Annotated in this window: 20 protein-coding genes; 16 read left to right on the forward strand and 4 right to left on the reverse strand. The window is 70.2% G+C overall.

Going from position 1 to position 22,815, the window contains the following annotated elements; genetic code table 11:
- Positions 1 to 54: 54 nt before the first annotated feature.
- On the forward strand, positions 55 to 3,636 hold the full coding sequence (gene smc, locus N803_RS13290) for a chromosome segregation protein SMC (RefSeq protein WP_035906089.1): 3,582 nt from the start codon (positions 55 to 57) through the stop codon (positions 3,634 to 3,636).
- A gap of 22 nt (positions 3,637 to 3,658) precedes the next feature.
- Here the strand turns inward: smc and lepB are convergent, their stop codons facing one another.
- A complete protein-coding gene (lepB, locus tag N803_RS13295; protein WP_035906090.1) occupies positions 3,659 to 4,369 on the reverse strand; it encodes a signal peptidase I in 711 nt (236 codons plus the stop codon).
- Positions 4,370 to 4,467: 98 nt separating this feature from the next.
- On the opposite strand from lepB, the gene N803_RS13300 reads away from it, so the two are divergent.
- From N803_RS13300 to N803_RS13320, 5 genes are all read left to right on the forward strand, one after another.
- Entirely contained in the window at positions 4,468 to 4,683 is a 216-nt protein-coding gene (locus N803_RS13300) for a hypothetical protein (protein ID WP_035906271.1), read from the forward strand.
- Complete coding sequence (locus N803_RS13305; protein ID WP_035906091.1) at positions 4,683 to 6,644, forward strand: M13 family metallopeptidase; 1,962 nt, start codon at positions 4,683 to 4,685, stop codon at positions 6,642 to 6,644. Before N803_RS13300 ends, N803_RS13305 begins: the two co-directional genes overlap by 1 nt.
- Positions 6,645 to 6,666: 22 nt before the next feature.
- A complete protein-coding gene (gene ftsY / locus N803_RS13310; protein WP_035906092.1) occupies positions 6,667 to 7,887 on the forward strand; it encodes a signal recognition particle-docking protein FtsY in 1,221 nt (406 codons plus the stop codon).
- A gap of 82 nt (positions 7,888 to 7,969) precedes the next feature.
- Positions 7,970 to 8,446, forward strand: a complete 477-nt coding sequence (locus N803_RS13315; RefSeq protein WP_156969786.1) for a hypothetical protein — start codon at positions 7,970 to 7,972, stop codon at positions 8,444 to 8,446.
- Positions 8,443 to 9,387 (forward strand): HTTM domain-containing protein, encoded by a 945-nt coding sequence (locus N803_RS13320; protein WP_169743094.1) that lies wholly within the window; start codon positions 8,443 to 8,445, stop codon positions 9,385 to 9,387. Before N803_RS13315 ends, N803_RS13320 begins: the two co-directional genes overlap by 4 nt.
- On the opposite strand, the gene N803_RS18030 is transcribed toward N803_RS13320, so the two are convergent.
- Positions 9,281 to 9,673 carry a thiol-disulfide oxidoreductase DCC family protein gene (locus tag N803_RS18030; RefSeq protein WP_084764507.1) on the reverse strand — a complete coding sequence of 131 codons (393 nt, stop codon included), beginning with the start codon at positions 9,671 to 9,673 and terminating at the stop codon, positions 9,281 to 9,283. The two genes, N803_RS13320 and N803_RS18030, sit on opposite strands and share 107 nt — an antisense overlap.
- Before the next feature lie 170 nt (positions 9,674 to 9,843).
- On the opposite strand from N803_RS18030, the gene N803_RS13325 reads away from it, so the two are divergent.
- The 7 genes from N803_RS13325 (at position 9,844) to N803_RS13355 (ending at position 18,188) form a co-directional block, all read left to right on the forward strand.
- Entirely contained in the window at positions 9,844 to 11,280 is a 1,437-nt protein-coding gene (locus tag N803_RS13325) for an ammonium transporter (RefSeq protein WP_052112283.1), read from the forward strand.
- Positions 11,277 to 11,615: a P-II family nitrogen regulator gene (locus tag N803_RS13330; RefSeq protein WP_035906093.1), complete on the forward strand. Its 339-nt coding sequence runs from the start codon at positions 11,277 to 11,279 to the stop codon at positions 11,613 to 11,615. The genes N803_RS13325 and N803_RS13330 overlap by 4 nt, the downstream gene beginning before the upstream one ends.
- Positions 11,616 to 11,706: 91 nt before the next feature.
- Positions 11,707 to 14,085, forward strand: coding sequence for a [protein-PII] uridylyltransferase (locus N803_RS13335; protein ID WP_035906094.1), 2,379 nt, complete (start codon positions 11,707 to 11,709; stop codon positions 14,083 to 14,085).
- A 22-nt stretch (positions 14,086 to 14,107) separates the two neighbouring features.
- Positions 14,108 to 15,706 carry a signal recognition particle protein gene (gene ffh / locus N803_RS13340; RefSeq protein WP_035906097.1) on the forward strand — a complete coding sequence of 533 codons (1,599 nt, stop codon included), beginning with the start codon at positions 14,108 to 14,110 and terminating at the stop codon, positions 15,704 to 15,706.
- Entirely contained in the window at positions 15,703 to 16,533 is an 831-nt protein-coding gene (locus N803_RS13345; protein ID WP_035906100.1) for an alpha/beta fold hydrolase, read from the forward strand. Before ffh ends, N803_RS13345 begins: the two co-directional genes overlap by 4 nt.
- A 101-nt stretch (positions 16,534 to 16,634) precedes the next feature.
- Positions 16,635 to 17,057, forward strand: coding sequence for an SRPBCC domain-containing protein (locus tag N803_RS13350; protein WP_035906103.1), 423 nt, complete (start codon positions 16,635 to 16,637; stop codon positions 17,055 to 17,057).
- A 42-nt stretch (positions 17,058 to 17,099) separates the two neighbouring features.
- Positions 17,100 to 18,188: an amidohydrolase family protein gene (locus N803_RS13355; RefSeq protein ID WP_035906106.1), complete on the forward strand. Its 1,089-nt coding sequence runs from the start codon at positions 17,100 to 17,102 to the stop codon at positions 18,186 to 18,188.
- A gap of 24 nt (positions 18,189 to 18,212) precedes the next feature.
- Here N803_RS13355 and N803_RS13360 read toward each other — a convergent pair whose 3' ends face one another.
- Complete coding sequence (locus N803_RS13360; protein WP_035906109.1) at positions 18,213 to 19,145, reverse strand: sulfite exporter TauE/SafE family protein; 933 nt, start codon at positions 19,143 to 19,145, stop codon at positions 18,213 to 18,215.
- A gap of 123 nt (positions 19,146 to 19,268) precedes the next feature.
- Between N803_RS13360 and N803_RS13365 the strand changes: the two genes are divergently transcribed.
- The 3 genes from N803_RS13365 to N803_RS13375 are packed head-to-tail and all read left to right on the forward strand — an operon-like array spanning position 19,269 to position 22,300.
- A complete protein-coding gene (locus N803_RS13365) occupies positions 19,269 to 19,736 on the forward strand; it encodes an RrF2 family transcriptional regulator (RefSeq protein WP_035906280.1) in 468 nt (155 codons plus the stop codon).
- On the forward strand, positions 19,733 to 21,304 hold the full coding sequence (locus N803_RS13370) for an SDR family NAD(P)-dependent oxidoreductase (protein ID WP_084764509.1): 1,572 nt from the start codon (positions 19,733 to 19,735) through the stop codon (positions 21,302 to 21,304). Before N803_RS13365 ends, N803_RS13370 begins: the two co-directional genes overlap by 4 nt.
- A gap of 15 nt (positions 21,305 to 21,319) precedes the next feature.
- Positions 21,320 to 22,300, forward strand: a complete 981-nt coding sequence (locus N803_RS13375; protein WP_035906112.1) for an aminoglycoside phosphotransferase family protein — start codon at positions 21,320 to 21,322, stop codon at positions 22,298 to 22,300.
- On the opposite strand, the gene N803_RS13380 is transcribed toward N803_RS13375, so the two are convergent.
- Entirely contained in the window at positions 22,246 to 22,716 is a 471-nt protein-coding gene (locus N803_RS13380; RefSeq protein WP_035906114.1) for a hypothetical protein, read from the reverse strand. The genes N803_RS13375 and N803_RS13380 overlap by 55 nt on opposite strands.
- Between the last annotated feature and the right edge of the window lie 99 nt (positions 22,717 to 22,815).

Consider the following 22,815-nt stretch of genomic DNA (forward strand, 5'->3'; position numbering starts at 1 on the left):
GCGCCGGTACAGTGAGCGGTCAACCAGTCGTCGTCCAGAACCGAGAGCCATCGCGTGTACGTCAAGAGCCTGACCCTCAAGGGGTTCAAGTCCTTCGCCTCGGCCACCAACATGCGCCTCGAGCCCGGCATCACCTGCATCGTCGGGCCCAACGGATCGGGCAAGTCCAACGTCGTCGACGCGCTGGCCTGGGTGATGGGTGAGCAGGGTGCCAAGACCCTGCGCGGCGGCAAGATGGAGGACGTCATCTTCGCCGGGACGGCCGGCCGCCCGCCGCTCGGCCGCGCCGAGGTCAGCCTGACGATCGACAACACCGACGGCGCGCTGCCGATCGACTACGCCGAGGTGACGATCACCCGGACGATGTTCCGCAACGGCGGCTCCGAGTACGCCATCAACGGCACCCCCTCGCGTCTGCTCGACATCCAGGAACTGTTGTCCGACAGCGGAATTGGCCGCGAGATGCACGTCATCGTGGGTCAGGGCCAGCTCGACGCCGTGCTGCGTGCGACACCCGAGGAGCGTCGCGGGTTCATCGAGGAGGCCGCCGGCGTCCTCAAGCACCGCAAGCGCAAGGAGCGAGCCCTCCGCAAGCTCGACGCGATGGAGGCCAACCTCACCCGCGTCCACGACCTCACCGGTGAGATCCGCCGCCAACTCGGCCCCTTGGGACGCCAGGCCGAAGCCGCCCGCAAGGCCGCGGTCATCCAGGCCGAGGCGCGTGACGCCCGGCAGCGACTGCTCGCCGACGACCTCGTCCAGCTCACCGCGACCCTCGAGCAGGAGGTCGCCGACGAGACCGCGCTCATCGAGCGCCGGACCGCCGTCGAGAACGCCCTCGAGTCCTATCGCTCACGTATCACCGAGATCGAGCGACAGGCGACGGACGCCGCGCCCGAGCTCGGGCGAGCCCAGGACCGATTCGTCCGGCTCCAGTCCTTGCGCGACCGCCTCGAGTCCACGGCTTCCGTGGCCCGCGAGCGGGTTCGCCTCCTGGGCCAGGACGACGCCGACGAGACCACCACGGGCCGCGACCCCGAGGAGTTGAGGGCGCAGGCAGCGCAGGCGCGCGAGGCCGAGCAGAAGCTCGTGGCCGAGGTCGCTGCGGCTGCCGCCGAGCTTGCCGCCGCCGTCACCGCGCGGGAGGAGGCCGAGAAGGCGTATGCCGGTGAGCAGGATCGCTTGTCGCGTCTCGCCCGCGCTGCGGCCGACCGACGTGAGGGTCTCGCGAAGCTCGCCGGTCAGGTGGGTGCACGCCGCAGCCGGATCGAGGCCCGAGAGGCCGAGATCGGTCGTCTGCAGGGAGTGATTGCGTCATCGACCGCTCGAGCCGTCGAGGCCGAGAAGGCCTTTTCACAACTCGAGGGAACCGTCGCCCACGACGAAGAGGGTGAGGAGGGCCTCGACAGTGCCTACGAGACGGCGGCCGAGGAGCTCGCCGAGATCGAGGCACGCATCACCGCCCTCGAGGCGACCGAGCGCGAGGCCGAGCGGGACAAGTCGTCGGCGTCGGCCCGGGTCGAGGCGCTGGGCCTGAGCCTGCGTCGCAAGGACGGCGCCGCAACGCTGCTCGCCGCAGCCGAGGCAGATGGCGGCACGGGTGACCACGGCATCGTCGGCACGGTGGCCTCGCTGCTCCAGGTCAAGGGCGGGCACGAGGGCGCCGTCGCGGCGGCCCTCGGTTGGGCCTCCGAGGCGCTCGCGGTCGGTTCCGCCGATCACGCGGCACGCGCTGTCGACCGCCTCCGCCGCGACGACCAGGGTCAGGCGACCCTGCTCGTCGGAGAGACGGCCGTCGCCTCCGATCGTGGGTCGTGGCCCGATCTCGACGGGTCGGGAGTGTGGGCGCGCGACGTCGTGTCGGCCCCGGCGGACGTTCTGCCGGCCGTCGAGCAGTTGCTCGACCGGGTCGCCCTCGTGAGCACCACCGAACACGCCCTTGCCCTCGTCGCCCGAGGTGAAGGCATCACGGCCGTGACCGAGGACGGCGACGTCTTCGCCCCGGGCTGGGTGCGCGGAGGGTCGAGCAGCGGCGAGTCGTTGCTCGAGATCCAGTCGGCGCTCGAGGAGGCGCAGGGGGCCGTCGCTGCCGCCACGACCAAGGGGGAGCAGACCCGCTTCACCCTTGCGAGTGAGCGCGAGCAGGCCGCGTCCGTCACCGAGCGGGTCGAGGCGGCGCTCGAGGCGCTCCACGACAGTGATGCCCGGATGGCCGCACTCGCCGAGCAGCTCGGCGGTCTCCAGACCACGATCCGCACCAGCCGGGCCGAGATCGAACGCACCGAACGGACCATCGCCGAAGCCGAGGCGGCCCTCGAGGCCGATCGGGTCGAGGAGGCCGCTCTGGCGGCGCGCCTCGAGGAGGCCAGTGCCGAGCCCGCCGAGGCCGAGGAGCCGTCGACCGACGACCGCGACGCCCTCGAGCTCGCCGCGAGCCGTGCCCGCACGGCCGAGACCGAGCTCCGCCTCACCCTGCGCACCAAGGAGGAGCGGGCCCGTTCGCTCAAGGGACGTGCCGACTCGCTCGAGGGCGCGGCGCGCAACGAGATCCAGGCTCGCGAGAAGCTCCGCCAACGGCAGGAACGCCGTCGCCGCGAGGCGACGATCGCCGACGCCGTGAGCCAGGCCGCGGCATACGCCACCGATCGGATGGCGACCGCGCTGGAACGGGCCGGTCGACTGCGTGAGGAGGCCGAACGCGCCCGCGCCGAGCGCGACACCGCCGTCCAGGCGTTGCGCGCCGAGATGAGCACCCACCAGGACGAACTGCGCGAGCTCACCGACTCCGCGCACCGCGACGAAGTGGCCCGGGCTCGCCAGATCGCCCGGATCGAGCAGCTCCAGGCCAAGGCGCTCGAGGAGCTCGGCGTCGACCCCGAGGTCCTCATGGAGGACTACGGTCCGCACCAGCCGATCCCGTTCATCGTCGGCCCCGACCACGAGGGCGACGTGCCGATGCCCTCGGCGTTCGTGCGCGAGGAGCAGGAGAAGCGGCTGCGCAAGGCCGAGCGAGGCCTCTCGGCCCTCGGACGCGTCAACCCGCTCGCCCTCGAGGAGTTCGCCGCACTCGAGGAGCGGCACAAGTTCCTGACCGAGCAGCTCGAGGACCTCAAGAACTCCAAGCGCGACCTCCTCGACATCGTCAAGTCCGTCGACGAGCGCGTCGAGCAGGTCTTCACGGAGGCCTTCCACGACACGGCCGAGCAGTTCGAGCGCGTCTTCCAGCGGCTCTTCCCCGGAGGCGCCGGCAAGCTCATCCTCACCGACCCGAGCGACATGCTCACGACCGGCATCGAGGTCGAGGCGCGCCCGCCGGGCAAGAAGGTCAAGCGGCTCTCGCTGCTCTCCGGTGGCGAGCGCTCGCTCGTCGCGGTGGCGCTGCTCGTCTCGATCTTCAAGGCCCGGCCGAGCCCGTTCTACATCATGGACGAGGTCGAGGCCGCGCTCGACGACACCAACCTGGGTCGCCTCATCACGCTCTTCGAGGAACTGCGCGACTCGAGCCAGCTCATCGTCATCACCCACCAGAAGAAGACGATGGAGATCGCCGACGCCCTCTACGGCGTGAGCATGCGCGGCGACGGCATCACGACGGTGGTGTCGCAGCGCATCCGCGACGTCGCCGCCACGGCCTGAGGCACCCGGCGCAATGCCTGCGTCAGTCGTGGGCGTTGACGCGCCCGAAGGTCCCCAACGGCCAGATCCGGAAGACGACCGGGCCGACGACGCGGTTGATCGGCACGAACCGGGCGCACCCGTCGGCATCGGTGCCGCCGCGACAGTTCGCGACCGAGTCGGCCGACTGAGAGCGGTGGTCGCCGAGCACGAGGAGCCGGTCGGTCGGGACCCGGATCTCGGGGAAGCAGCGCGAGGAGCGGGGCGTCGACTCACACGTGAGCTCCGGGCTGCGGAACGCGTGGTCCTCGAAGATGTACGGCTCGTCGAGGGGCTCGTTCTCGACGAGGACCCGCCCCTGCTCGTCGCAGCACTTGACCCGGTCGCCGGGCAGTCCGATGACCCGCTTGACCGTGTATGCCGTGTTGGACGGCCCGATGCCGGTCAGTTCGCCGACCTTGCGGGCCACCTTGACGAGCGGGTTGTCGGACTCGGGCAGGTGCGCCTGCTGCCAGGAATCTCCGTGGGAGAAGACGACGATGTCGCCGCGCTTCACGGCGTCGTTGGTGCGGTTGACGATGATGCGATCACCGATGCGCAGGGTCTGCTCCATCGACTGCGACGGCACCCCGAACGGCTTGACGACGAAGCCCTGGATCAGAGCCACGGCGAGGATCGCGAGCACGATCTCGAGGCCTGCGGGAAGCCTTCGGCGCGGCCGCTCTGGGCTCTGCTCAGGAGGTGTCGCGCTCACTCGCGGCAGACTACGCGGCGTCGGCGCGTGCACGCGCGCCATCTCACTGCCGGGGTGTCGTTTTGCGACGGGGCGCGTGCTGGGAGACCCTTGTGACCATGGTTGCGCTCATCATCGGCATGCTCATCTGCGTCGGATTGGCTCTGGTCGTCGTCGCACTCGTCGCCGTGCCGGCCCGCCGCGACGGCCGGGACCTGCTCACACCCAAGGGTGAAGAGGTCGTGAGCGCGCTCAAGGACCGCCAGCAGGCGGCCCGGCAACGCCTCGAACGCGGCGAGCCCGACGAGGCCGACTCGTCGGCGAGCGTCTCCTGATGCGGTCCGGGATCGACCACTCGGCCCGGGACCCGAAGGTTCGTCCGCAGGACGACCTCTTCGCCCACGTCAACGGTGGCTGGGTCGCCCGCACCGAGATCCCTGCCGACCGTGGCCGCTACGGCTCGTTCGACGTCCTGCGCGAGAGCGCGGAGCAGCAGGTCCGCGACATCATCACCTCCGTCGCCGAGGGCAACCCCGAGCCGGGCACGGTCGCGCGCAAGGTCGGTGACCTCTACAGCTCCTTCATGGACGAGGAGCGCATCGAGCAGCGCGGCGTCGAGCCGCTGGCGCCCTGGTTCGCCGCCATCGACGACGTGGCTTCGCCGCAGGACGTCGTCGTGCTGCTCGGCCGATTCCTCCGCTCCGGAGTCGACGGACTCGTCCACCCGATCGTCAACACCGACGACCGGGACTCGTCTCGCTACGTCGTCTACTTCGAGCAGGCCGGCATCGGCCTGCCCGATGAGGCCTACTACCGCGACCCGCAGCACGAGTCCATCCGGGCGGCCTACCCCGGTCACGTCGCGCGGATGCTCACCCTCGCCGGCCTGTATGCCGGTGACGCGGCCGCTGCTGCCGCCGATCGGATCGTGGAGCTCGAGACCCGGATCGCGGCCTCGCACTGGGACCAGGTGAGCAACCGCGACGCCGTCAAGACCTACACGCTCGTGGACCGGGCCGGTCTCGCCGAGCTCACGCCCGGCATCGACTGGGATGCCTACCTCGCGGCGGCGCAGGCCCCGACCACCGCGTTCGACCAGGTCATCGCGCGGCAGCCGGACCACCTCCGCTCCATCGCGGCCGCCCTGGCCGAGGTCGACGTCGCGACGTGGCAGGACTGGCTCCGCTGGCGGGTCGTCCACGCCCTCGCCGCCTACCTGCCGGGCGCGATCGTCGAGGAGAACTTCGACTTCTACGGTCGGACCCTCTCCGGCGTCCCGCAGATCCGGGACCGCTGGAAGCGTGGCGTCGGGCTCGTCGAGGACGCACTCGGTGAGGCCGTGGGGCAGCTCTACGTCGAGAAGCACTTTCCGCCCCGGGCCAAGGAGCGCATGGTCGAACTCGTCGACAACCTCGTCGAGGCCTTCCGCCGGGACTTCCTCGGGCTCGAGTGGATGCACCTGGAGACCCGGCGCGAGGCCCTGGCCAAGCTCGACGCGTTCACCCCCAAGATCGGCTACCCCGAGACGTGGCGTGACTACTCTGGCCTCGAGGTCGACGCCGACGATCTCGTCGGCAACGTCGCCCGGGCCACCGCCTTCGAGGTGGACCGCAACCTCGCCAAGCTCGGTGGCCCCGTCGACCGCGACGAGTGGTTCATGACCCCGCAGATGGTCAACGCCTACTACAACCCCGGCCTCAACGAGATCGTCTTCCCGGCCGCGATCCTCCAGCCGCCGTTCTTCGACGTGGACGCCGACGACGCGGTCAACTACGGCGGTATCGGTGCCGTGATCGGTCACGAGATCGGCCACGGCTTCGACGACCAGGGATCCCAGTTCGACGGCAAGGGCAACCTGCGCAACTGGTGGACCGACGAGGACCGCGTCAACTTCGACGGCCGCGCCCAGCGCCTCATCGCCCAGTTCAACGACCTCGAGTCGCGCGACGCACCCGGCCACAAGGTCAACGGCGCGCTCACGGTCGGCGAGAACATCGGTGACCTCGGCGGGCTCACCATCGGCCACGCGGCATACCGGATCTCCACAGAGGGTGGCGAGGCCCCGGTCATCGACGACCTCACGGGCGACCAGCGGTTCTTCATCGGATGGGCCCAGGTCTGGTGTGGGGCCGCGCGCGAGGCGGAGGCGATCCGGCTGCTCGCGATCGACCCGCACGCGCCGATGGACCTGCGCGCCAACGCCGTTCGCAACCTCAGCGAGTTCCACGAGGCCTTCGACGTCGTCGAGGGTGACGGCATGTGGGTGCCCGAGGACGAGCGCGTCCGGATCTTCTGACGCCTGATGGGAGGATGGCCGCGTGAGTGCCATCGACACCTTCTGGGAATTCTTCGCCATCGCGGTCGGCCTGCTGGTCGTCCTCGGTGGACTCGCCGCGACCTTCCTCCGTGGACGTGGGGGTGCCACCAAGGAGCTGCCGCGCGAGCAGCCGACCCGGCCGACTGGGTCGGCCCCGTCGGCACCAGCGGAGACCTCGGAGCGTGACGACGCCGGATCCGTCGACACCCTCCCGGCGCCCAGCGAGGACTCGACGGTCGGTGACACCACGGTCGAGGAGACGCTGCCCCCGGCGACCGTCCCCGACCTCGATCGCCCGGAAGCCCCACAGACCCGCCTCCAGCGGCTGCGGGCACGCCTCTCGCGGTCCAACACCGCCCTGGGCAAGGGCCTGCTCGCGTTGCTCTCGCGCGGCGATCTCGACGAAGAGGCCTGGGAGGACGTCGAGGACACCCTCCTCACCGCCGACCTCGGCGTCGAGGCCACGACCGAACTCGTCGACTCGCTCCGCACCCGACTCAAGGTCCACGGCAACGCCGACGAGGCCACCGTCCGAGGCTGGCTGCGCGAGGAGCTCCTGACCCTCGTCGACCCATCGATGGACCGCAGCATCGCGTCGTCCCGGGTCGAGGGCCGTCCCGCCGTCATCGTCGTCGTCGGCGTCAACGGCACGGGCAAGACCACGACGGTCGGCAAGCTCGCGCGCGTCCTCGTCGCAGAGGACAAGGACGTCGTGCTCGGCGCCGCGGACACCTTCCGGGCCGCCGCCGCGGACCAGCTCCAGACCTGGGGCGAGCGCGTCGGTGTCCCCACCATCCGCTCCGACCGTGAGGGTGCTGACCCGGCCGCCGTCGCGTTCGACGCCGTCAAGGGTGCCGCTGAGCTCGAGGCCGACGTCGTCCTCATCGACACGGCCGGCCGCCTGCACAACAAGGTCGGCCTCATGGACGAGCTCGGCAAGGTCAAGCGCGTCATCGAGAAGCAGAGCCCCCTCGACGAGGTGCTGCTCGTCCTCGACGCCACGACCGGCCAGAACGGCCTGCGCCAGGCCGAGGTCTTCAGCGAGGTTGTCGGCATCACCGGCATCGTCCTCACCAAGCTCGACGGCACCGCCAAGGGAGGCATCGTCGTCGCGGTCCAGCGCAGGCTCGGCGTCCCCGTGAAGCTCATCGGGCTCGGAGAAGGCCCGGACGACCTCGCGCCCTTCGACCCCGCCGGATTCGTCGACGCCATCATCGAGTGACACCTGCGCGGATCGTCGCGGTGACCCACGACGATCCGCGCGGTTGGCCGCGCGAGGTGCGCGGACGGCATACCCTGTGTCGGTGAATCAGGGGGACAACGGGTCGGGAGTGCTCCGGCTCAGTCGCATCGGACGGGCGTGGCGCGCCGCCGTCGTCGTGGCTCTCATCGCGCTCTTCTGTGCGGGATCGCTCGTCGGGAACGACCACTGGTGGCCGTTCAGCCCATGGCGGATGTTCGCGACGTCGCAGGCTGCGACCGGCTCGGTGTGGTCGACCGGGATCGAGGTGCGCACGGCGGATGAGCCGGGGGAGTGGGTCCGGGCTCCGCTGACGCCGGAGAACGTCGGGGTCAACCGTGCCGAGGTCGAGGGGCGGATCCCGCAGATCGAGGCCGACCCGGCCCGGCTGGGCACCCTTGCAGAGAGCCACGCGAAATTGCGCCCGGGCGCCGCGGCGTGGATCGGCCTGCGTGTCGTCCGGCACAAGATCGTCGTCGTCGACCGCGAGCCCACCGGTGAGGTCGAGACCGAGGTCCTCGCCGAATGGGCGGCGTCATGAGCGTCATGGGCCGGCTCTCCGCCTGGCTGTTCACTCCGATGCCCCTTGCGCGGGTGGCCGTGCTCCGGTGGCTCGTCTACGCCTTCGTCATCATCGACGTGCTCCTGCTCCACACGAGCGGCTGGTACCACGGATTTGCTGACCCGGTCTGGTACGAACCGCTCATCATGGGTGAGGTCTTCCGCCTCCCCGCGGCGTCCGTCCTGCTCGTCGAGACGCTCAAGTGGGGGTGTGTGCTCGGCGCTCTCGCAGCGCTGACCGGCAAGGCCCCTCGAGTGCTCGGCTGGACCGTGGCGGTGTGCTGGATCTGGTACCAATACGTCGCCTTCAGCTACGGCAAGGTCGACCACGACCGGGCCGACTTCGTCGTGGCGCTCGCCCTGCTGCCCACGGTGGGGCTGGCCCACCTGTCGGACCGGCGGCGATCCGAGGCGGCCGGGATGGCCCTGCGCGCGATCCAGATGGCGGCGATCGCGACGTACTTCCTCTCGGCATGGGCCAAGTTGCGCTTCGGCGGCCCCGAGTGGGTCAACTCCGCGACGATGGTGCGCGCGGTGGTCCGGCGCGGGACGCCGTGGGCGCAGTGGCTGCTCGAGATCCCGTGGACCCTGCATTGGTTCCAGTGGGTGCTCATGGCGGCCGAACTCACCGCCCCTGTGATCTTCCTGCTCTCCGAGAAATGGCGGCGCCGGGTCGTCGCCGCGTGGTTCGCGTTCCACGCCATGACGTATGCCGCGATCACGATCGCGTTCTGGCCGCACCTCGTGATGATGCTGGCCTTCCTCCCGCTGGAGGAGTATGCCGACCGGTTGCGGTCGTGGTGGACCCGCCGGTTCAGCTCGGGCGCTGCGCCGCCGGGAGAGAGCAGGCCGGCGTCCCGCCCGGGAGCCGGTGTCGGTTGCGCGCGACCCAGCGATAGACGACGCCGGCGAGGGCGTTGATCCCCGGCACGAGGATGACCGCGCCCAGAGGCTTGAAGGGCGCTCGTCCGGCGAGGAGCACTCGCGCCACCGCGTCCTGCGCGGAGCTGATCCGACCATCGGCCGCCACCCACTGCAGCGCCTCGTCGGACTGCTCTGGGGTGAGGCCCAGTGCGTCGAGGTCTGCGTCCTGGTAGGCGCTCACCGCAAAGTCCGCGCCGCGGCGTCGGACCGAGGTGGTGACGAACCTCGAGAGCTTCGTGCACACGCCACAGTCGCCGTCATAGATGAGCACCGAGGTCGTCATGCCTCCAGTGTCGCACCGGCGCGCCGAGCGCCGAACGGGGGCGGACGGCATACGCCGTAGTGATCCGGGACCACGACGAAACGTGATTCTTACAGCCGCGGGGAACGTGCAACATCGACGTAACACAACGACGCGGGACGTGAAACGGGCGGATCGCAGGATCTCTCGCCATGAGCCCATCACTCCTCCCGCTCGCGGAGACTCCCACGATCGACGCCTCGGCGACGGCCTTCGTCCTCATCTGCGCTTCCCTGGTGCTGTTGATGACTCCGGGCCTCGCCCTCTTCTACGGCGGCATGACGCGCGCCAAGTCCGTCCTCAACATGATGATGATGTCGTTCGGCGCCATGGGCGTCGTCGGCGTCATCTACGTGCTCTGGGGCTACTCGATGTCCTTCGGTGGCGCCAACCTCGGCGGCATCATCGGCAACCCCTTCGAGAACTTCGGCCTCAAGGGCGTCGTCGGTGACGCCGCCGGCGCGACCCTGGACGCCAACGGCACCGCCGTCGTCGACGTCTTCGGTGCCGACGTCTGGATCCCCGAGGTCCTCTTCGTCGGGTTCCAACTGACCTTCGCGATCATCACCGTTGCCCTCATCAGCGGAGCGATCGCCGACCGCGTGAAGTTCTCGACGTGGTTGGTGTTCTCCGGCCTGTGGGTCACGCTGGCCTACTTCCCGATCGCCCACATGGTGTGGGGCGGAGGTCTGCTCAGCGGATCCGAGGACGGTCTTGCCGCTCTCCTCTTCGGCGCGACCGACGGCGTGGCCAACGTCCTGCCGATCGACTTCGCCGGTGGCACGGTCGTCCACATCAACGCCGGTATCGCCGGTCTCGTGCTCGCCCTCATCGTCGGCAAGCGTCTCGGCTTCGGCAAGACCGCCATGCGTCCCCACAACGTCCCGCTCGTCATGCTCGGCGCCGGTCTGCTGTGGTTCGGCTGGTTCGGGTTCAACGCGGGCTCCGAGCTCGCCGCCGATGGTCTGTCGGCCCTGGTGTGGGTGAACACGACGGTGGCGACCTGCGCCGCGATCCTCGGCTGGCTCGTCGTCGAGAAGGTGCGTGACGGCCACGCCACCTCGGTCGGTGCCGCCTCCGGTGTCGTCGCCGGTCTGGTCGCCATCACCCCGGCCTGTGGCGCCCTCTCGCCGGTCGGCTCGATCATCCTTGGTCTCGTCGCCGGTGCGCTCGCCGCCCTGGCCGTCGGCCTGAAGTTCAGGTTCGGCTACGACGACTCACTCGACGTCGTCGGCGTCCACCTCGTCGCCGGTCTCTGGGGCACCGTGGGTGCCGGTCTGCTCGCCACGTCCGGCGGACTCTTCTACGGTGACGGCATCAAGCAGACGGTCGTCCAGATCGTCATCGCCCTCGCCTCGCTGATCTTCTCGGCGATCGTCACCGCGATCATCGGACTGGCCCTCAAGGTCACCCTCGGGTGGAGGATCTCCGACGACGACGAGGTGGCCGGCATCGACCAGGCCGAGCACGCGGAGTCGGGCTACGACCTCGTGTCGCGAGGTGGCCGCCTCGGCACCACCTCGACCCCCGCCCTCTCACACGACGCTCGCCACCACGAGGAGCTCACCTCCGAAGGAGCCAAGGCATGAAGCTCATCACCGCCATCATCAAGCCCCACCAGCTCGACGCGGTGAAGGAGGCCCTGGAGGCCTACGGCATCTCGGGCATGACGGTCAGCGAGGCGTCGGGCTACGGCCGGCAGCGCGGACACAGCGAGGTCTACCGCGGCGCGGAGTACACCGTGGACTTCGTCCCGAAGATCCGCGTCGAGGTCCTCGTCGACGACATGGACGCCTCGAGCGTGGCCGACGTCATCCTCAAGGCGGCCCAAACGGGCCGGATCGGCGACGGGAAGATCTGGACCGTCCCGGTCGAGGACGTCGTCCGGGTGCGCACCGGAGAACACGGCTCCGAAGCCATCTGATCACCCCGACTTCCTGCCCCGTTGGGACGGCGAGCGCCAGCGAGTTGTCCCAACGGGGCAAGAAGTCGGAGACGGGGAGTGAGAGGACGACATGGGTGAGGGCGTGAACGTGTGTGACGTCGCGGCACGACGGCTCGACCTCGCGGGCACTCGGGCCTTCGAGACGGTCGGCTCGGGAGTGGAGCGCCGCGAGCGCCTCGCGGAGTTCAACCGCACCTGGATCGGTGGGCTCTGGGAGGAGGCGACTCGCGGTCAGCGCGTGGACGGTGTTGCGCTCGCGGCCGTCGGCAGCGTCGGGCGTGGGGACGCCGGGCCGCTGTCGGACTACGACCTGGTCCTCCTGCACTACGGCCGGACGCTCTCCACGGAGGAGATCACCCGGCTGGCCGACCGCATCTGGTACCCGATCTGGGATGCGGGGGTGCGCCTTGACCACAGCGTTCGCACCGTGAACCAGTGCCGCACGGTCGCCGCGGACGATCTCACCGCGGCTGTCGGGCTCCTCGACATCGCACCGCTCGCCGGCGACCGCGAAGTGGTGGCCGCGGCCCGGGCCACGGTGAGCCACGACTGGCGAGCGAACGCCCGCAAGCGCCTGCCCCAGCTCACCGAGGCGATGGCGGTCCGCCACCACCGGCACGGCGACCTGGCGCAGTCGATCGAGCCGGAGCTCAAGGAAGCCCACGGTGGGCTGCGCGACATGACGATCCTCAAGGCCCTGGCCGAGGCGTGGCTGGCCGACCGCCCCCGGGGTGAGGTCGACGCGGCTCACGGACTCCTCCTCGACGTGCGCGACGCCGTGCATGTCGTCACGGGCCGGGGACGGGACCGCCTTGGGCGCGAGGACCACGACGCCGTTGCCGCCCTCCTCGGCTACGGCGACCCGGACGACCTGCTCGCCGACGTCTCCGATGCTGGCAGGACCATCGCGTATGCCGTGGACGGCACCGTCCGTCGGGCCGGCCAGTCCCAGCGCGCTCGCGTCCTGCGGGTGGGGCCGCGGCGCCCACAGATGACCCCACTGGGTTATGGCCTCTTCGAGAGTGACGGCGAGGTCGTGCTCGGATCCGGGCGGCTCGTCGACAGCGACCCGAACCTGCCGCTGCGTGCCGCGGTGATCGCGGCCCGGGCCAACCTGCCCATTGCCCCGACGACCCTCGAGAACCTCGCGACGAAATGCGCTGACCTCCCCACGCCGTGGACGCCTCTGGCGCGAGGCCTGCTCAGCGACCTCCTCGCCTCCGGTCCGGGACTCGTGACCGTCTGGGAGGGCCTGGACCAGCAGGGCATCGTCGAGAAATGGTTGCCGGAGTGGGCTGCCGTGCGCTCGCGCCCGCAACGCAACGCCGTCCACCGGCACACGGTCGACCGCCACCTCATCGAGACGGTGGTCCACGCGACCGGTCTGCTGCGCGGGGTCGGTCGGGCCGATCTGCTGCTCCTCGCTGCCCTGCTACACGACATCGGCAAGGTGCCTGGTGCCCACGACCACTCTGCGACCGGCGCCCCGATCGCCGAGGCGGTCATGCGTCGCCTTGGGCACTCCGATGACGACGTCGCGACCGTCGTGTCGCTCGTGCGCGAGCACCTCACCCTCATCGAACTCGCCACCCGCCGCGACCACTCGGACCCCCTCACGATCGATGCGGCGCTCGCAGCGGTCGACGGCGACCGGGAGCGCTTCGAACTGCTCGTCGCGCTGACCGAGGCCGATGCCGTGGCTGCCGGGCCCAAGGCCTGGACCGATTGGCGGGCCGCGCTCCTGGGTCAGCTCGCCACGGCGGTGCGGGCTCGCCTGGATCCGGCCACGCCAGCGTTCGGCGAGGCCGAACCCTCCCTGGTGCCCGATGACCTCGTCACGACCCTCGCCGCGGGTGAGCCCTTCGTCGACGTCGTGCCCAACGGTGGCTCGTATCGCATCGACATCGCCGACCGCGATCGGCTCGGACTCTTCGCCGACACGGCCGGCCTCCTCGCCGCCGAGGGCCTCGTCGTCCGCACCGCGGTCCTGCGCACCGTCGAAGGAGTCGCCGTGAACGAGTGGCACGTCGAGAGCCCGAGCGACGCAGTGCCCGAGAAGGACCGCCTCGTCCGCGGCCTCATGCGGCTCGCCACCGGTGATCGCGGTCCACTCAGCCTGCTCGATCGTCGACGCCAGTTCGCGGCCCGGCCGAGCGGTGCGTCGACGATCGGCACCCCCGGACAGCCGCGCGCCCTGGTCGTCCCGGGCGCGAGCACCGACGCCACGGTCATCGAGGTGCGCGCCCACGACCGTCCCGGGCTCCTGCACGAGCTCGGCATGGCCTTCGCGAAGGCAGGAGTTTCGGTGCGCTCCGCGCACATTGCCACGTATGCCGGCCAGACTCTTGACACCTTCTATGTCTCGGACTTCTCCGGTCGCCCTCTCGAACCGGCGAAGGTGGCGCAGGTCGTCGCGGTCGTCATCGACACGTGTGACGGGACCACCTGAGCGCGGCAGTTAACCTTGTCCGGTGTTCAACAGCCTCTCCGACCGCCTGACGTCGACCTTCAAGAATCTCCGCAGCAAGGGGCGCTTGACCGAGTCCGACGTCAACAAGACCGTCCGCGACATCCGCCTGGCGCTGCTCGACGCCGACGTGGCCCTGCCCGTCGTCAAGGAGTTCACGTCTGCCGTCCGTGAGCGCGCCCTCGGTGCGGAGGTGTCCCAGGCGCTCAACCCGGGCCAGCAGGTCGTCAAGATCGTCAACGACGAGCTCGTCGACATCCTCGGCGGTGAGACGCGCACGATCCGCTTCGCCAAGAGCGGGCCGACGGTCATCATGCTCGCCGGCCTCCAGGGTGCGGGCAAGACCACGCTCGCGGGCAAGCTCGCCTACTGGCTCAAGGAGCAGGGCCACACGCCGATGCTCGTAGCGGCCGACCTCCAGCGACCCAACGCCGTCACGCAGCTCCAGGTCGTCGGCGAGCGGGCCGGCGTTCCAGTCTTCGCGCCGGAGCAGGGCAACGTCGGTGGCCACGACGCGGTCGGGCCCACGGGGGAGGGGACCCGCAGCTTTGGTGACCCGGTCGCGGTGTCTCGGGACGGCATACGCGAAGCCGTGTCCAAGCACCACGACGTCGTCATCGTCGACACCGCCGGCCGGCTCGCCGTCGACGCCGACCTCATGGCGCAGGCCGGTCAGATCCGCGAGGCGATCAACCCCGACGAGGTCCTGTTCGTCATCGACGCGATGATCGGTCAGGCGGCCGTCGAGACCGCGACTGCGTTCCTCGACGGCGTCGACTTCACCGGTGTCGTCCTCTCCAAGCTCGACGGTGACGCCCGCGGTGGTGCGGCGCTGTCCGTCGCCGGAGTGACCGGCCGTCCGATCATGTTCGCCAGCACCGGCGAGGGCGTGAAGGACTTCGAGGTCTTCCACCCCGACCGCATGGCCTCGCGCATCCTCGACATGGGTGACGTGCTCACCCTCATCGAGCAGGCCGAGAAGGCGTTCGACCGTGGCCAGGCTGCCGAGATGGAGCGCAAGTTCCTCGCGGCCGAGGACTTCACCTTCGACGACTTCCTCCAGCAGACTGCGGCCATCAAGAAGATGGGCTCGCTCAAGTCGATGCTCAAGATGATGCCGGGCATGGGCCAGATGGCGTCCCAGCTCGACAACCTCGACGAGCGCGAGTTCGACCGCGTCGAGGCCATGGTCCGCTCGATGACGCCGTTCGAGCGCAACCACCCGAAGCAGATCAACGGCTCTCGCCGCGCCCGCATCGCCGGCGGTTCCGGTGTGACCGTGTCCGAGGTCAACCAACTGCTCGAGCGCTTCGGTGAGGCGCAGAAGATGATGAAGCAGCTCGCCCGCGGCGGTGGCATTCCGGGCATGCCCGGCATGGGTGGCGGCAAGAAGGCGCGTCAGCAGCAACAGCAGGTGCGCGGCAAGAAGTCGAAGTCGGGCAACCCCGCCAAGCGCGCCGCCGAGGCCAAGGCGGCGGCCGAGCGCTCGTCGTCCAAGCCCGCGGGTTCGGCGTTCGGTGGCGGCGCCGCCGGTGGGCTCGACCCCGCTGCCATGGACCCGTCCCAGTTGCCGAAGGGCTTCGAGAAGTTCCTCGGCAAGTGAGCGCCGAACCGGCCGTGACCGACCCGCTGCACACGCTGTCGGTCGGCACTGCCGGTCCGCGCATCGCGTTCCTGCACGGCCTGTTCGGTCAGGGCCGCAACTGGTCGACGATCGCCAAGGGCCTGGCTGGGCCGTCGCTCGACGGAGTCCGCGCGACGCTCGTCGACCTTCCTGATCACGGTCGCAGTCCGTGGTCGGCCGGCTTCTCCTTCGAGGGGTATGCCGTGTCCGTCGCCTCGACCTTGCGCGCCATCGACGCCGGGCCCTGGATCGTCGTGGGGCACTCGCTCGGCGGCAAGGTCGCCATGACCCTGGCACTGACCGAGCCCGACCTCGTCTCGAAGCTCGTCGTCGTCGACATCGCACCCAAGAGCTACGGCAACCTCGACCGGTTCACCGGCTACATGGACGAGATGCAGCGGCTACCGCTGGGGGAGCTGCGCGATCGAGCGGACGCCGAGGCGCGATTCGACGAGCAGGATCCCGGGGTCAAGGCCTTCCTTTTGCAGAACCTCCGGAGGGAGGGTGCAGCCTGGCGCTGGCAGGCCAATCTCGACCTGTTCACCGCCGACGGGGCGCGTGGCGACGAGTCCGTCATCGCCGACTTCCCCTTCGAGCCGGGGGAGGTCGAACCGTTCGACGGCCCGGTGCTCTGGATCAAAGGTGGCGAGAGTCGCTACATCAAGGACGAGGACTCCGAGCGCATGCGCGGTTTCTTCCCCCGGGTGCGGCTGCTCACGGTCAAGGGTGCCTCGCACTGGGTGCACAGTGACGCGCCCGCGGTCGTCACCGAAGCGCTGCGTCGTGTCGTGCAGTCGGAGTCCTGACTCGCGAAACTGGGCCGCTCAGCCTGTTGCCCTGTGGCTCCGGAAGGAGTCTGCTGGTCCCATGGCGTCCGTCCGGGCGTCACCGTGGATGGAGGTCAGGTATGAGCAGTGAGGTCGACGCGCTTCCGGAGGAGATCGACGACGAACCACAGGTGGGGGTACGGGCCACCGCGGCCTTCCCGGCAGAGCCGGGCGCGGTCTGGACGCACCTGACGAGCACGGCCGGGGCAGAGGCACTCCTCGGCGAGGGCGCACGCTTCGGCAGCAAGGGCGAGCCGTGGCGGGCCGGGGACGGGTCCCACGGCGTGGTCCGCAGCTTCCACCCGATCGAGCAGGTGCGCGTCACGTGGCACCCGCACGAAGACGGCCCGCTGAGCATGCTCGACGTGCAGCTGAGCCCCGAGGGCGACGGCACCCGGGTCAACGTCTATCACGAGGGCCGCGGCATCGTCGGTGACCCGCGCGGCGACCATCAGCACTGGCAGGATGCGCTCGAGCGACTCGGTCAGGGCCTGTCGAGCTGACGGTCCCGTCGCCCACCCCGGGCCATCGCTAGGGTCGGAGGCATGACGGGTTCGGTGCTGCACCTGGTGGGAGAGGTCCTCGTCGGACCGGAGGACGTGCGACCCGAGGCGTGGGTCATCGGGGGTCGACTGACCTTCGAGCGACCGACCGGTGCGGGGCACGACGTCGAGACGCTCCGTGGCTGGTTCGTGCCCGGGATGGTCGACGCCCACTGCCACGTCGGCCTCGATCGCCACGGAGCCGTCGACGACGCGACCGCCGAGCAGCAGGCCACGACCGACCGCGACAACGGCACCCTGCTCATCCGGGACGCCGGGTCACCTCTCGACACGCACTGGGTCGACGAGCGCGACGACCTGCCCAAGATCATCCGGGCCGGACGCCACATCGCCCGCCCCAAGCGCTACATCCGCAACTTCGCCTGGGAGGTCGAGCCCGAGCAGCTCGTCGAGCGCGTGCGGATCGAGGCCCGCGCCGGCGACGGCTGGGTCAAGCTCGTCGGCGACTGGATCGATCGGGAAACCGGCGACCTCGAGCCGTGCTGGCCCGCCGACGTCCTCGCCGAGGCCATCGCCGCCGCGCACGAGGAGGGTGCCCGCACGACCGCGCACTGCTTCGGGCCGGACTCACTGCGCGACTTCGCGGCGGCAGGCACCGACTGCATCGAGCACGCCACCGGACTCGAGGCCGACACGATCGATTCCTTTGCGGCACAGGGGGTTGCCATCGTCCCGACGCTCGTCAACATCGCCACGTTCCCGGCCATCGCCGAGCCCGCGAGGGAGAAGTTCCCCGACTACCACCGGCGGATGCTTGATCTGCACGCCCGACGCTACGAGACGTTCGGCGCGGCGCGAGAGGCCGGCATACCCATCTATCTCGGAACCGACGCGGGCGGTTCGATCGCCCACGGACTCGCGGCGCAGGAAGCCGTCGAGCTGTCCCGGATCGGGTTCAGCAACACCGAGGTGCTGGGCGCGGCGACGTGGGGGGCGCGCGAGTGGCTCGGGCGGCCGGGTCTCGAGGAGGGTGCCGACGCAGACTTCCTCGCCCTCGATCGGGACCCCCGACAGGACATCACCGCGCTGGGCGAACCCAGCGCGGTGGTCCTGCGCGGTGTGACCTGGTGAACCAGGCCCGGTGAACCGGAAAGGTCAGACGGGGTCCGCCTCGAGCTCGCGCTCCCGAACCGGGGCCTCGTCGAAGGTGGCCGGAGCCAGGTCGCGCTCGGCGCGGTGGGCGCGGACGGACCAGGCGACGGCGGCGGCCCACACTGCGTAGATCGCGGCGTACGCGATCCACCGGGTCCCGGAGGAAGCATCGATCCAGTCCGACTTCAGCAGCGTGCGGGCGTTGGTGATGACGATGACGCCGCCGACGAGCGAGCCGAGGACGCGCGGCGGAATGTGCCGGACGAGCCACGCGGCGATGGGAGCGGCGATGAGGCCGCCGAGGAGCAGTGCCCCGACCCAGGCGAAGTCGATGCCCTGGCTGCCGAGAGCGAGGAGGAAGCCGAGGCTCGCGGCGACGGAGACCAGGAACTCGCTGGTGTCGATCGAGCCGATGACCTTGCGCGGCTCCAGGCGTCCGCTCGCCAGGATGGCCGGCGTGCCCACGGGTCCCCAGCCGCCGCCTCCAGTGGCGTCGACGAAGCCGGCGACGAGTCCCAGCGGAGCGAGGAAACGCTTGCGGAGAGGGTGCCCGAGGCGGTCGGTCCGCAGGCCGCGCACGGTGAACCGGACGAGGACATAGAGGCCGAGGGTGAGCAGGATGAGGGACATCACCGGGGCCGCGACGGAGGTGTCGAGGCTGGCAAGGAAGGTGGCGCCGGCGAAGGCGCCGAACGCACCGGGGATACCGATCTTCGCGACGACGGGCCAATTGACGTTGCCGAACTTCCAGTGGGACGCACCAGAGGCGAGGGTCGTGCCGATCTCGGCGAGATGGACTGTCGCCGACGCAGCCGCCGGGTTCGTGCCGATGGCAAGCAGCAGCGTCGTGGACGTGACGCCGTAGGCCATGCCGAGGCTGCCGTCGACGAGTTGGGCGCCGAGGCCGACGAGGGCGAGAAGGACGAGCTTGCGCATGGGTGGTCCTGTCGAAGGAGTGGAGCCGGCATATCCGACTGGTTGAGTAGGAGTTTGGATGCCCAAGCGTTATGGAGCAAGTAACAAGACGTTATGTCTCACATCGTGGGAGAGAATGTGCCCGTGGACATCTCGGCGCGCACGGAGTACGCGGTGCGCGCGATGCTCCTGCTGGCCCAGGCCGCCTCTCGGGATGCGGGGCCGGTGAGCGTCGACGGACTTGCCACGGCCCAGTCCTTGCCGCGCAAGTTCCTCGAAGCCATCGCCGCGGACCTGCGCGCCGCCGGGCTCGTCACGAGCACGCGTGGCGCCCGCGGCGGCTACGCTCTGGCGCGACCCGCGGAGGACATCGCCCTCGGCGACGTCTTTCGCGCCGTGGACGGACCCCTCGCGGAGGTGAGGGGACTGCGTCCGCACGAGACGGCATACGACGGCGTCGCCGAGCACCTCCCCACCGTGTGGGTCGCCGTGCGTGCAGCCTTGCGGGCCGTCCTCGACGAAACCTCGCTCGCCGATGTCCTGAGCGGCGACCTGCCCACCACCGTCCGTGACCTCACCGCCGACCCGGAAGCCTGGATGAACCGCGCATGACCGATACCCCCGACACTCCTCGTCGCACGCTCCCCGTCGACGTCCACCCGACGGACAACGACCCGGCGGACTTCGGCCCCGGGCTGGATCCCGACGACCTCGCCACGGTGCTGCGCGTCCTCGAGTCGCTGCCCGAGCTCGAGGCCGGACACCCCGATCTCCAGACGGTCAAGCGGGCGACGGGGCGGATGTACAAGCAGGTCCGCAAGGCCCGCCGACGCGAGGCCAAGCGGCCGCAGATCGAGCACGACGAGGCGATCCTCGCGAAGACCGCGACCGGCTCGCCCATGCGCATCGACGACGAGACCAAAGGCATCCTGCTCGAGGTCCCGCCGGCCGGCACGATCGCCGGGGAGCTCCTCGAGCCGCGCGGCTGCTACATCTGCAAGGCCGACTACACGACCGTCGACGCGTTCTACCACTGGCTCTGCCCGGACTGTGCCGCCAAGAGCCACCTCAAGCGCAACCAGCGCGTCGACCTCACGGGCAAGCGCGCGCTGCTCACCGGCGGCCGCGCCAAGATCGGCATGTACATCGCGCTCATGCTCCTGCGCGACGGCGCCCACCTCACGATCACGACGCGCTTCCCGCACGACGCCGCGCGGCGCTTCGCGGCCCAGGAGGACAGCGCGGACTGGATCGACCGTCTCAAGGTCGTCGGCATCGACCTGCGCGACCCCACCCAGGTCGTCGCGCTCGCCGACGAGGTCGCCGCGGCCGGCCCGCTCGACATCCTCATCAACAACGCGGCCCAGACCGTGCGCCGCTCGCCCGGGTCCTACTCGCACCTCGTGGACGGCGAGAAAGTGCCGCTGGAGCGCAACGTCCGCTACCCAGAGCTCGTGACCTTCGACCGGATCAGCGAGGCCCACCCGGCCAACCTGCTCGGCACGCTCGCGCAGCACCAGATCGCGCACCACGAGGGCGAGTCCGACGAGGAAGCGGCCCAGTCGCTGGCCCAGCGCACGGCGGCTTCGATGACGGAGATGGCCCTTACCGCCGGCCACGCGAGCCTGGACCGGCACCTGGCGGGGACCGCAGTCGACGCCGGCGGCCTCCTGCCCGACGTCCAGACCAACAACTCGTGGACCCAGGTCGTCGACGAGGTCGACCCGCTCGAGCTCCTCGAGGTGCAGCTGTGCAACTCGACGGCGCCGTTCATCCTCGTTTCCCGGCTCCGTCCGTCGTTGCGAGCAGCGGTGCAGGCGGGGGCGCGTCGCGCCTACGTCGTCAACGTGTCGGCGATGGAGGGCCAGTTCACCCGCCGCTACAAGGGCGCCGGCCACCCGCACACCAACATGGCCAAGGCCGCGCTCAACATGCTCACCCGCACGAGCTCGGGCGAGATGTTCGAGAAGGACAGGATCCTCATGACGGCCGTCGACACCGGCTGGATCACAGACGAGCGACCGCACCACGAGAAGCTCCGCATCGCCGCCGAGGGGTGGCACGCACCGCTCGACCTCGTCGACGGCGCTGCGCGCGTCTATGACCCCATCGTGCGGGGCGAGGCCGGAGAGGACATCTACGGCTGCTTCGTCAAGGACTTCGAGCCCAGTCCCTGGTGAGAGTGGGTATGCCGCATGGTCGCCTTCGCTGAGTGGGTCCGGTCCGAATTCGGGCTCGGCACAGGCCCGCTCACGTTCGTGGTCGGTGGGCGAGGTGCTGTCGGCGAGGTGTATCGGCTCTCGGTTGGTGGCGTCGAGTTCGCGGTGAAGCGACCGTTCCGCGGGGTCGATGTCGATGCGATCCGGCGGGAGGCGCTCCTGCTCGATCACCTTGCGGCGCAGGGGATCGACGTCCCGACGCACGTCGTGGCGTCGGGCGGTCGGCTCGTTGTCGAGGTGCCGAGCGACCTCGGCGGCGGCAGCGCCCGCGTCAGCCACTGGGTCGAGGGTGAGCCCGTCGGCAACGGTGGCTCTGCTGTGGCCGAGCAGCTCGGAGCCCTTCTCGCACAGCTGCATCGGGCTGGCCCATCGACCGATGAGGTGCCGCCGAACTGGTACACGACGATGGTCCCCGCCGACGAGTGGGCGGCCCTCGTGCAGCGTTCCGTCGGCCAGCCCTGGCACGAAGCCCTCGTGGCACGGGAAGGCGACCACGCGGCATACCGGAGCGTTGTCGACCGGGCCGGCCCGGGAACGGGGCCGTTCGTCCTCGGGCACCGCGACTTCCACCCCGACAACGCGGTCATCGCTCCGGACGGCAGTCTGCGTGCGCTCGACTGGGAGTGCTGCGGACCGCTCGATCCCACACGGGAACTCGCGAAGACGCTCGTGCAGTGGCATGTGTTGGGGGAGGTCATTGACGAGGACGCTGTGGCGCGGACTGTCACTGCGTATGTCGAAGCGGGCGGGACGGGAGTGGTGAGGGCGATCGACGACTTCGCGATGGTCATGTGCACCGAGACCAACTTCCTCGCCAGCCAGATCAGGCTGGCCCTCGCCGACGCCGCGCCCGACGAGCGCAGAGCCCAGGCGCGCGGTGAGATCGAGGAGTCGCTGGCCGGCTACCTGCCGAGCCTCGCCGCGCTGGAGCGGGTGCTCGACATCGCCACGGCATAGAGGACGACCGACACACCCGCGATGAGGGCAGCGGCACCCATCCACGGCGCAGCAGCGACCCAGTCCACGGAGTCGGGGTCGATGACCCGGCCGTGCGACGTGCAGACCGTGGGCTGGTTCGATCCGCCAGAGCACGAGAGCTCGTCGAAGCGGGCCGACCCGGCGACCGTCCAGCCGAGCCACGCCACCCCCACAGCGAAGGCCACTCCCAGGCCGGCCAGCGCGGGCCAGCCGTCCGGCCGCCGAGTGGTCAGGACGATCGAGACGACGAGCAGCACCACCGCGACCGGGAGGACGAAGATGCCGATCGAGAACATCCCCATGAAGGTGAGGACGAAGGCGAGGCCGGTGAGCACCCACAGGCCGAAGAGGACGGGCACCCCACGAGCGTCCCACCGCTCGATGGTCAGGACCACCCCCACAGGTCTGGCAGAATGGTCCGCTGTACACCTTCTGGCTGGCGCCGATGTCGGCCGGATGCCTACCTCGGGCATCGGTACCCCGCGTGTTTGCTC

Origin of the sequence: Knoellia subterranea KCTC 19937 (genome assembly GCF_000768685.1) — a bacterium.
Taxonomy (GTDB): domain Bacteria; phylum Actinomycetota; class Actinomycetes; order Actinomycetales; family Dermatophilaceae; genus Knoellia; species Knoellia subterranea.

Excerpts from the sequence above, each read along its gene's own strand:
- N803_RS13375 (WP_035906112.1), top strand. The coding sequence starts at position 21,320 with ATGGTCGCCTTCGCTGAGTGGGTCCGGTCCGAATTCGGGCTCGGCACA.
- N803_RS18030 (WP_084764507.1), bottom strand. The coding sequence starts at position 9,673 with ATGACGACCTCGGTGCTCATCTATGACGGCGACTGTGGCGTGTGCACG.
- N803_RS13320 (WP_169743094.1), top strand. The coding sequence starts at position 8,443 with ATGAGCGTCATGGGCCGGCTCTCCGCCTGGCTGTTCACTCCGATGCCC.
- N803_RS13335 (WP_035906094.1), top strand. The coding sequence starts at position 11,707 with ATGGGTGAGGGCGTGAACGTGTGTGACGTCGCGGCACGACGGCTCGAC.
- N803_RS13360 (WP_035906109.1), bottom strand. The coding sequence starts at position 19,145 with ATGCGCAAGCTCGTCCTTCTCGCCCTCGTCGGCCTCGGCGCCCAACTC.
- N803_RS13355 (WP_035906106.1), top strand. The coding sequence starts at position 17,100 with ATGACGGGTTCGGTGCTGCACCTGGTGGGAGAGGTCCTCGTCGGACCG.
- N803_RS13370 (WP_084764509.1), top strand. The coding sequence starts at position 19,733 with ATGACCGATACCCCCGACACTCCTCGTCGCACGCTCCCCGTCGACGTC.
- N803_RS13330 (WP_035906093.1), top strand. The coding sequence starts at position 11,277 with ATGAAGCTCATCACCGCCATCATCAAGCCCCACCAGCTCGACGCGGTG.
- N803_RS13325 (WP_052112283.1), top strand. The coding sequence starts at position 9,844 with ATGAGCCCATCACTCCTCCCGCTCGCGGAGACTCCCACGATCGACGCC.
- N803_RS13350 (WP_035906103.1), top strand. The coding sequence starts at position 16,635 with ATGAGCAGTGAGGTCGACGCGCTTCCGGAGGAGATCGACGACGAACCA.
- N803_RS13305 (WP_035906091.1), top strand. The coding sequence starts at position 4,683 with ATGCGGTCCGGGATCGACCACTCGGCCCGGGACCCGAAGGTTCGTCCG.
- N803_RS13300 (WP_035906271.1), top strand. The coding sequence starts at position 4,468 with ATGGTTGCGCTCATCATCGGCATGCTCATCTGCGTCGGATTGGCTCTG.